Genomic DNA, 9,415 nt, shown 5'->3' with positions numbered 1-9,415 from the left:
GAACAATCGACGATCTGATCGTTAACCCAACCAGTCGGGCACCGTACCTGATCCTTTCGATTGGGGGCGTGCTGGGCATGGGGACCCATCTGGTCGCGGTGCCCTTCAGCAGTATTCAGATCGTCGACAAGCAGATGCGACTGCCGGATGCGACCCATGAGTCCATGAAGGCACTACCCGAGTTCAGGTATGCGCCCGAGTGACAGGGCAACGGTTCAGGATAGCCCGGCGACATTCTTTCAGCACATTTGAGCGATCGTTTTGCGCCTGCCCCAATCAACAGTTGATCTCATGGGAGAGCTTTTATGACGAGGCAACATCACACCGAAAACGTCCGGAACTCGAACAACACAGCCGAAACTACACTGGTCGCGCTGACCATACAGATCTGCGGATTCGTCCACGAAGGAGCGCTCGATACCCGATGTGCCGCCAAACTTGTCAAGCGGCTTAGAAAGGAGGCGGAGGCCATCTCGGAGACCCGCCGTTCAACGAAATCCGGCAATAAAGAGCTGATAGATGCGTTCGACGCCGTCGACGCGGTTCTTCGGACCCATGATGCGGCGCTGCTGGTCGCGGCAAACGCGGCGTTGCGCGCAACCGCAGAAACCACCGGCACCATGCAATCAACGTGACGACCATGCGCGCAAGCGGCTGATCCGCTCAAGGCCGCCCGCGCGAGATCGCATACCGGGCGGAGCCAGTCATGGCATGTTTCTCGATTGGTCTATTCGACGTGTACGTCGATGTATTCGTCCTCAACCGCGGCTTCGGACGCCCTCCGGCCGAATCGGAGATTTTCGGATTCTGGGGAGAAATCGTCCCGCACGGTGGCGTGCGGACATCGCCGGGCGCCCTTCACTTCCGCTCGGTCGCAAAGGAAGGATACCGGGAGCGGCAGGAAGCGATCGAGCGAGGTCGCGAGCATGCCGAAGGGTTAATCCGGTCTTGCGAGCGTCATTTGCCCGGCTAGATCCGGCCTCAAGCTGCGCGGGCTGGCCGGTGCGCTGGATCAGCCACAGTCTGCCCGCGACCGTCATGTTGACAGAACCACCAATAGGCGACTCGTAAGCGCGCCCGACGCGCAGTAATTCCTCGGCGACTGCCCGTGGCAATCCTGCCTGTGAATCCGGGATGCGGTCGAATGACTTGAGGGCCGAAGCGGCCTCAGGGGAGAGTGGAATGCACATGATGGCGTCTAACAATGTTGTATTTTTATCCTAACGAGGCCATCGCCGATGCATCTGTCCGCACGCGCCCATTGCAACGCTTCTCGCCATTAGAACAGGACTCCCGATCATTACCCACTCAAAGGGAAAGTCCTGCATCGGACAGACCTCACGCAAACGCAAAGGTACAAGTAATTTACCCGGCTTAACTCGTCCGCACGTTTCCCAAAATCTTCGATCGGCGGCCGGTCCGACACCTGGTTAAATTTCCCAATGAGGCCCGTCATGAAACGTGTCCATCACACCTTCCCCCCGCGAACGCCGAACGTATCCGCGCTCATGACAACCCTCGCGCTCGCCACGGCAATCCTGGCCGCACCGGCAAGCGCCGCTTCTGCCGCCTCACCACCAACGGGCGCACACGTCATGACCGTTGCCGCGCACTCATCCGTCGAATCGCGCATCAGCAGCCTGCATTCGCGACTTCAGATCACCGCGGCGCAGGAAACGTTGTGGCAACCCGTCGCCCAGGTCATGCGCGATAACGCAGGTACGATGGATACGCTCAGGCAGACCCGGTTAACGAACATGGGCAGCATGAATGCAATCGACGACCTTAAGTCCTACGGCGAGGTGGCCGACGCGCATGCGGACGGTATCCGGAAAATGACTCCGGTCTTTCAGGCACTGTATGACACCATGTCCGAAGCCCAGAAGCGCAACGCCGACCAGATTTTCCGTGGCAAGAACCACCACATGCCGAAGAAGGGCTGAGTGGTGGCCGCGTTCCGCAGTTGGCCCGCAGTCGGCTGAGCCGGCGTTGCGGCAGATCTAGCACTGGAGAACAACATGAAAACCTCTCCTCATCATGGATGGGACCCCGCATCGGCGAAGGGACGACACATTACGCTATTCTGTGTGCTCGGTGTGTCGATCGCCGTCGGCGCCCTGATTGCGCCCGGTCCGTTACTGGCCGAAGGCACCCGGCATGACACTGAGCAGCACGGCGTGGCACACAGAAGCCACGAAACGTCTCACCATGACGAGAATCATCGAGGCGGCGGTTACGCCGACGGCGGCTACCATGGCGTCTACCGCGGTGGCGACATGGCACCGCCGGTGGTCTACGTGCCAGCACAAGAGCCGGGAATCAGCCTAGTCCTGCCGCTCTAGCTCAGCCAGGCGCAACGCACGCGCGACGCCATTCCGCCGGGGCTCGTCAAAGGGACATCCGGTGAACCGCGCAGCGCATGTCGGCGTTGCACCCGGCAGACCCTGACATGAGCGTGCATCCGTTTCATGAATTCAATGAAGACGAACAGGTCTGACGCGGAGTCAATTTTCGCCAGCCATGGCTTCGATATCACCGAATTCGACATCCGTGATGAAGATCCGTACCCGGCCGGCGATAGTGCGAACATGCTTTGCCGGAAAGTCTTAGCCGGAAGGTAATGGTTCCCCGACGTAGCAATCACAAGTCTGCTCTCTATGCTGCTGGTCAAGGCGCGGCATGGCACACCGATTTAGAACGCGACCTGGCGGCCGAAGTGCTCGGCGTCTGTCCAGGTTAGCGCGTCGTTGCGCTATGCGCATGATATCCGCAGTATTGACAGCCGGGAGCGCTCTCAAATGGATACACTGATACGCGAACCGGTCAAAGAGCCGACTCGCCCGAAACTGCTGCAGTTGATGGGCCCCGGCCTGATCACCGGCGCATCGGACGACGATCCCAGCGGCATCGCGACGTACTCCCAGGTCGGCGCGCAATTCGGCTATGGCCTCGCGTGGACGCTCCTGTTCAGCTACCCGCTGATGGGGGCGATCCAGGAGATCAGTGCGCGCATCGGTCGTGTGACCGGCCGCGGCATCGCGGGCAATCTGCGTGAGCACTATCCGCGCTGGTTGTCGACCAGCGTAGTTGGGATGCTACTGGTCGCGAACATCATCAACCTCGGGGCAGACCTCGGTGCAATGGGCGCGGCGCTCAAGCTGCTGGTCGCAGGTCCCGCGCTCCTCTACGTATGCGGTTTCGGGGTACTATCCGTTGTATTGGAAGTGTTCACCCGCTATGCACGCTACGTGTCGATTCTCAAATGGTTGTGCATGTCGCTGTTTAGCTACGTGATCTGCGCCTTCGTCGTCAAAGTGCCGTGGGATCAGGTTGGCCGGGCCGTGCTCGTACCGTCGCTTTCCGTCAAACCGGACTACCTCGTCGCAATCGTCGCGGTCATGGGCACGACGATTAGCCCCTATCTGTTCTTCTGGCAAGCAGAGCAGGAAGTCGAAGACGGAAAGGAGCGTCCCAGCGCACATCCGTTGACGCACGCGCCTTGGGAAGCGCCCGCGGAGTTTGCGCGGATCCGCATCGACACCTACCTCGGCATGGCGCTCTCGAACGTAATCGCGTTCTTCATCGTCGTGACGACGGCGGCGACCTTGCATGCACACGGGCTCACCGATATCCAGACTTCGGCCCAGGCCGCGGAGGCACTGCGCGCGATAGCAGGTCCGTTCACGTTCTTTGTGTTCGCCGCCGGAATCATCGGCACCGGCCTATTGACCCTGCCGGTACTAGCTGGCTCGGGTGCCTATGCGGTGGGTGAATTGTTTCTGTGGCAAGTAGGCCTCGCGCGCCTGCCTTTGCAAGCGAAAGCGTTCTACGGCGTCATTGCCGCCGCAACGGCAATCGGCGCGGGCCTGAACTTCACATCGATAGATCCCGTGAAGGCGCTCTATTGGTGCGCAGTGCTTAACGGCGTCGTTGCGGTGCCCGTTATGATCGTCATGATGCATCTGTCGATGCGTACGCACATCATGTCTGGTTTCACGCTCCCCCCCACACTACGCACCGTCGGCTGGATTGCGACCGGCGTGATGGCGGCAACGGTCGCGGCGATGGGTGTCACCTGGTTTGCATGACGGGCTTGCTCCATCACCCTGGATAATGCTGCGTTCGCACCGCTACGATTTTGTCAAGCAGATCGAGTTCGAGCGCGATGAACTCGAAATCCTGCGCGAGATGGCGGCCCTTGCGGGCACGCCGCAATAAAACGCCGTCAAATTACGGACCACCACCTTCGTTGGCGCGTTTCGGCTCGATCATCCCGTGCTCGACCAAGTCAAAGATCTGAAGGTCAGAAGCGCCGGACGCCCGGCACAATTCGATAGGTGAGAACTCCACCTGCTCCTCAACGATCAGGCATTTGTGCGAAGCCGTGAGCGATTCGTTTATGATGGCTCACCTGAAAAATGCGCGCGTGGGTCGCAGTCGCGTGCCTGACGTAATGTCTCGTAGGCGGCGAGTGCCAGGGTGCTATCGGCCGGTGGGAGAGCGATGCTCAACCGTGCATAGAGGTCGCCCGCTGTACCGGCAGGCCCGCTGGACAGGATGCCCTTGCCCTTCAGGCGCGAGCGTTGACCTCCGCTGGAACCTTTTGGTACGGCCATTTCGACGGTGCCGTCGGGCATCGGCAAGGAAATGCACGCCTAATGCCGCCTCCCAAGGCGTAACCGGCGCGTCGATCGTCACATCGCGGCCGTCGACGCGGAAATGTTCCCGCAGGCGCAACGCGATTCGCAGGTACAGGTCGCCCCTCTCCGAAACCCGCGCCCCGTGGCCGGCAAGCCGCGAATACCGCCCACTGTGTACGCTCTTGGGAATGGAGACATCGAGCGTTCGTGACTTCAAAACGACACCGCCACTTCCATCGAGTACCAACGTCTCCAGGGAAATCGTGCGCTGCCCCCTGGTAGGCATCCTTCAGATCGATCACCATTTTGACATGATGGTCCTGGCCCCGAGCCGAGTACGGAATTCCGCTATAAGCATCATCCATCTGTTGCGCCGTCGCGTTGCCACGACCTGCACCAGCAGCCTGCCGCCGACGTCCTGTCGGGGCACGGCCACCACCGGCATATTCTTCACGAAACAGTGCCTCGCAGAATTCGCTGACGCGTGGACTCTCGGCACCGCGGTCGTCCACGCCGCTGAATTAGAAACCTTCATCCCACCGAGGCGGCGGCTCGAACTCTTGACCATAACGCCACTGGCTGCCCAGCCGTTCGTAGACGGCACGCTTTTCCATATCCCTGAGCACTCCGTACGCCTCGCCGACTTCATTAAAGTGCGACTCCGCGTCGTCGAGCTTGCTCAGGTCCGGGTGGTATTTGCGAGCTTGCGATACGTACGCTTGATATCGTCCTGCGTCATGCTGCGCGGCACTCCCAACACTTCGTAATTGTCTTTGTATTTCATAATCGACGGCCTATAAGAAGGCCTCGCACGCACCTATTTCAGCTGTCTCGGGGCAGAACTGACAAGCGGCGCGTCAAGAACCGTCGCCCAGTCGGGGGTAATCGTCCTTTTCGTGCAAAATCTGGCGCTTCCTCCTAGACGCCTTTAGCGGCAAGGCTCAGCGGGCGATCCAGACGACTATCGGCAGGCTTGGCAGCGATCTGCGGTAACCTAGCCGCCCGCGATTTCGAATCGCCCTCCACGGGAGGCAAGCCATGCCGGGACTGGCGTTTCGCTATGTGGGGCGGCATCGTCTGCCCTCGAGGTTGTCGGAATTCGATGTCGAACGCTACTTCGCGCTGACTGATAGCGACATCGCCGCGCTTAACGAGCGTTTCCGGGGCGATCGGCGTGCTGGCGCTGCCATTCAGTTGGTGTTTCTGCGAGCAAGCGGACGCACGCTCGATCATGTTGGCACCCTCCCACGTCAGTTGCTGCGCTACATCGGCGAACGGCTCAGCTTGCCCATTCCGACGATCGCCTCGTTGCGCACGCTGTACCAGCGCTACAAGACGCAATACGATCATCAGGTTTGGGCCTGCGAATACCTCGGGCTGACGTCGCATGGCCAGGGCCAGCTGGTCGACGTTGCTGCATGGATGGAGCAGGATGCCGCCGAGACTCTCTCAATGGATGATCTGATCCAGCATGTCCACCACTGGCTCTACGAACGTCGCATCCTGATTCCGGCAGAACGGACGTTGCGTGATCTTGCGCGATCGATCTGGGCAGAGGTCGAGCGCGACCTGCTCGTACTGATCGAGGCGGCCGTGCCGAAAGTGCAGCGCGTGCGCGCCGATGCGCTTCTTTCCGCGCGGCATGGCAGTTCGGGCATGACGATACTGGAATGGCTCAAGACTCCGCCCGCTCGACACAGTCCGTCCACCATCACCGAAACACTTGCGAAAATCCGCCTCCTGAAGGACCTCGGCGTGCACGAGTGGCAGCTGGATGTCGTACCGATCGAAAAGCAGCGAGCGTACGCGCAGCGCGTTCAGGCTCGCCGTCCTGCGAAAGTACGCGAACTTAAGGAGTCGACCCGCACGATCGAGTTGATCTTTTTCCTGCACGTCACTCTGCTCGAGCTGACGGACGCGCTACTTTATCAAACGGGGCGGCGGGTTTCCGACCTCGTGCGACAGGCTTACGACCGCACGACCGTTCGGCAGGCACACTCCGCTGTTGAATACCGGCAGCAACTGGTCGTGATCAAGGCGCTGGTTCGGGATAGCGGGCGTACTGCGCAAGAAAGGCTCGACGATATAGACAAGTTGCTTGCGAATCTCGCAGACAAGCCGCCTGCAAGTCACGCAGCGAGCGTTCGCGAAGCGCTGACCGACGATCACCACCGCATCCGAAATCTGATGGGGCCGTTACGTGAGCTAGGCTTCGTGGGCCGCGAAGCGGAGCCGAGTCTCCGACAGCTCAAGCTTGTCGGCACACTGCGTGACAGCGGCGCAACCGAATTGCCGCTCGACTGCGATGTGCCGGTCAGCGCGGCCTGGCGCGATCTAGTCAAGGGCGACGATCGGACGCGAGCGTTGCGGGCGCTGGAGGCATCCGCAATCACGGGTCTGCGCAAGGGGCTTCGCCGCGGCTCGGTCTGGGTCAACCACAGCCTGTCGTTCCGTGAGCGCGATCAGTTGCTGATCCCGCACGCGCAGTGGGAACGCGATCACAACCGCTATCTTTCCTCGCTCGGGTTGCCGGGAACCGCGGATCCGTTCCTCGAACGGCTGACGGAACACCTGAAGGCCGCGCTGGCGGCCCTGGAGGAAGCACGAGAAGCAGGCCGCGTCACGATCGGCCCCGACCGCGCGCTGCATCTCTCAGCACTCGAAGCGCTGCCAATAGATGGCATACCTAAACGTACGCGGGATCTGATATTCAGCGAAATCGGTACCGTGCAGTTCGCCGACATGATCATGGAGATGGATGCCCACACCGGCTTCAGCGAAGTGCTCCTGGCACGCAAGGCGCGAGATGCGAACGAACTCGTCTCGCTGTACGCTGCTTTGATTGCACACGGCACGGACCTGGACACCACGAACGTCGCGGCCATGATCCCGAAACTGGACCCGGCGCATATTTCGACGGCAATGCGTCTCCTTGAGATGCCCGGGCGGCTGCCACGTGCGAATGACCGCGTGGTGGAATTCCAGCGCACGCATCCGATTACGGAACTCTGGGGCTCTGGACGGCAGACATCAAGCGACTCGATGAGCCTCGATACGTCACCGCACCTCTTTTATGCGCGGGTCGATCCGCGACGTCGCACCCATGCGGTGGGCATGTACACGCACGTGCTGGACCAGCACGGCATTGTCTATAACCAACCCATCGTGCTGAACGAGCGCCAGGCTGGAGTCGCGATCGAGGGCGTGACCCGCCACAACGAGAGCCGTGACGACGGCGGATTGCGGCGGCTTTCGGTAGATACGCATGGATACACGAACGTAGGGATGACTGTGTCGAAGCTGCTTGGTTTTGACCTTTGCCCTCGTCTGCGCAACCTCTCGGAACGCAAACTGCATCTGCCCAGAAGCATGGTCGCACCAGCGGGGCTGGCAGCCATCGCCGCCAACGAGGTGTCCATCAAGGCGATTCGTGATAGCTGGGACGGACTGCTGCGTGTCGTCGCATCGATTCATGCTGGCCGCGTGAGCGCGATAGTCGCTTTACAGCGGTTCGGAAGCGCGGCACAGGGCGATCCTGTGCACCGGGCGGCAGACCACCTCGCCAGGCTACTGCGCACGCTATTCCTGTGTGATTACTTCAGCAACGTCGAGTTTCGGCGCGAAATGCATACGTTGCTTAACCGGGGAGAATCGGTTCATCAGTTGCAGCGCGCGATCTACACCGGCAAGGTCGCGCCAGAGCGCGGACGGCGCCGCGATGAAATGATTGCGATATCCGGCTCGTTGACGCTGCTGACAAACGTGGTGATTGCGTGGAATACGCAGCGTATGCAGGCGACCCTTGACGGTTGGCGTAGCAAAGGTCAAGGCATTGGCGACGACTGGTTGCGCCGGCTGGGGCCGGCGCACTTCGCGCACGTAAATTTCCGGGGGACGATGAGCTTTCCGATCGAACGCTATCGGGAGATGCTGCTGAATGCGGCGCCGTGGCGGCGCACGGCCAGATTGTGAGGCGGGGCCCACGAAGGAGCGGTGTTGAACATGTGTTGAGGCCGTTATCTCCTAGCGGAATGAGATCGAACAGCGAACCCGGAAGACGCACGTCTCGCCGCCGAGGCCACACGCCACTACGCAGCGTGCACGGGAACGGCGGGCGCATGAATCGCCAGATCTTGCTTCAAAGAGATGAGGTCCGGAAATTCGGGAGTCGCATACTGCATTGATTTTAAAAGACAAAATAGACATAACCGCCAGATTTTGCACGAAAAGGACGATTACCCCTCTCAGAGGTCAAATTCTGATCGTCAAGACGGCCTCAGATTGACGCTTACGATCGTCGCCTTCACGGCCTCATTGGTTCAAGATGACATCGCCGGATGCTTACCTCCATTCCACCGAAGAAACGGTGTGATCGACCCCGGGAAACACAATGCGAAGAATGCCCAGCAATTGAATCGCGCAACGCTGCGCCTCTTCCGGGGCATTCGCATCCATCGCTTCGATTAGATTCACAAACACGCTGAGGAAGGCGTCGCCAACCGCCGTTTCGCGACCTTGCTCGCGCAGATAGGCGCAATGGCCGAAGACGCGGCGGATGAATTCAATTTGGTGGGCGGCAAATTCATCATCTTCGAGCGGAGGCGCAGTGACCGCAAGTTCTCTGCCAGACAGCCCGGCGGGCAGCCGGAAATATTTATATGAGTCGTTCATGCTGCGACCTCACGAATTGCACGATCGCGGCATGAATGCGGAAAGGAGTCGCCCCACATCACGACAAGGTGTGCGTATGCTATAAATGTCGAACAAATTTGACA

Annotated in this window: 8 protein-coding genes and 2 pseudogenes; 7 read left to right on the top strand and 3 right to left on the bottom strand. The window is 60.2% G+C overall.

All coding sequences use genetic code 11. The annotated features are described in order from the left end of the window. The 6 genes and pseudogenes from F4827_RS33830 to F4827_RS33805 all read left to right on the top strand — a co-directional run. Positions 1-203, top strand: a pseudogene (locus tag F4827_RS33830) (PRC-barrel domain-containing protein); the annotation flags it as partial. Positions 204-305: 102 nt separating this feature from the next. Beyond that, positions 306-635 (top strand): hypothetical protein, encoded by a 330-nt coding sequence (locus F4827_RS33825; protein WP_183733962.1) that lies wholly within the window; start codon positions 306-308, stop codon positions 633-635. Between the two features lie 71 nt (positions 636-706). Continuing rightward, a complete protein-coding gene (locus F4827_RS33820; protein ID WP_183733965.1) occupies positions 707-973 on the top strand; it encodes a hypothetical protein in 267 nt (88 codons plus the stop codon). A gap of 481 nt (positions 974-1,454) precedes the next feature. Next, entirely contained in the window at positions 1,455-1,943 is a 489-nt protein-coding gene (locus tag F4827_RS33815) for a Spy/CpxP family protein refolding chaperone (RefSeq protein ID WP_233178571.1), read from the top strand. A gap of 75 nt (positions 1,944-2,018) precedes the next feature. Next, the gene (locus tag F4827_RS33810; RefSeq protein ID WP_183733273.1) at positions 2,019-2,342 is read left to right on the top strand and encodes a hypothetical protein; all 324 of its coding nucleotides are present in this window, start codon (positions 2,019-2,021) and stop codon (positions 2,340-2,342) included. A gap of 456 nt (positions 2,343-2,798) precedes the next feature. Further along, complete coding sequence (locus tag F4827_RS33805; RefSeq protein WP_183733276.1) at positions 2,799-4,088, top strand: NRAMP family divalent metal transporter; 1,290 nt, start codon at positions 2,799-2,801, stop codon at positions 4,086-4,088. A gap of 309 nt (positions 4,089-4,397) precedes the next feature. Here the strand turns inward: F4827_RS33805 and F4827_RS36110 are convergent. Both F4827_RS36110 and F4827_RS36105 read right to left on the bottom strand, forming a co-directional pair. Then, a pseudogene (locus F4827_RS36110) lies at positions 4,398-4,926 on the bottom strand (DnaJ C-terminal domain-containing protein). 235 nt (positions 4,927-5,161) lie between these two features. Then, positions 5,162-5,419 (bottom strand): DnaJ domain-containing protein, encoded by a 258-nt coding sequence (locus F4827_RS36105; protein WP_409258901.1) that lies wholly within the window; start codon positions 5,417-5,419, stop codon positions 5,162-5,164. A gap of 259 nt (positions 5,420-5,678) precedes the next feature. Between F4827_RS36105 and F4827_RS33795 the strand changes: the two genes are divergently transcribed. Next, positions 5,679-8,612: a Tn3 family transposase gene (locus tag F4827_RS33795; RefSeq protein ID WP_183733269.1), complete on the top strand. Its 2,934-nt coding sequence runs from the start codon at positions 5,679-5,681 to the stop codon at positions 8,610-8,612. Positions 8,613-8,981: 369 nt separating this feature from the next. Here F4827_RS33795 and F4827_RS33790 read toward each other — a convergent pair whose 3' ends face one another. Continuing rightward, positions 8,982-9,311, bottom strand: a complete 330-nt coding sequence (locus tag F4827_RS33790; protein WP_183733266.1) for a hypothetical protein — start codon at positions 9,309-9,311, stop codon at positions 8,982-8,984. Positions 9,312-9,415: the final 104 nt, after the last annotated feature.

The organism is Paraburkholderia bannensis, from assembly GCF_014200455.1.
Classification (GTDB): Bacteria; Pseudomonadota; Gammaproteobacteria; order Burkholderiales; family Burkholderiaceae; genus Paraburkholderia; species Paraburkholderia bannensis_A.
Note: the sequence above shows the minus strand (reverse complement) of the source record. Positions and strands in the feature narration are given on the sequence as shown.

Bases quoted from the DNA above. Each gene is read 5' to 3' on its own strand.
- F4827_RS33825 (WP_183733962.1), top strand. From the start codon at position 306: ATGACGAGGCAACATCACACCGAAAACGTCCGGAACTCGAACAACACA.
- F4827_RS33820 (WP_183733965.1), top strand. From the start codon at position 707: ATGGCATGTTTCTCGATTGGTCTATTCGACGTGTACGTCGATGTATTC.
- F4827_RS33815 (WP_233178571.1), top strand. From the start codon at position 1,455: ATGAAACGTGTCCATCACACCTTCCCCCCGCGAACGCCGAACGTATCC.
- F4827_RS33810 (WP_183733273.1), top strand. From the start codon at position 2,019: ATGAAAACCTCTCCTCATCATGGATGGGACCCCGCATCGGCGAAGGGA.
- F4827_RS33805 (WP_183733276.1), top strand. From the start codon at position 2,799: ATGGATACACTGATACGCGAACCGGTCAAAGAGCCGACTCGCCCGAAA.
- F4827_RS33795 (WP_183733269.1), top strand. From the start codon at position 5,679: ATGCCGGGACTGGCGTTTCGCTATGTGGGGCGGCATCGTCTGCCCTCG.
- F4827_RS33790 (WP_183733266.1), bottom strand. From the start codon at position 9,311: ATGAACGACTCATATAAATATTTCCGGCTGCCCGCCGGGCTGTCTGGC.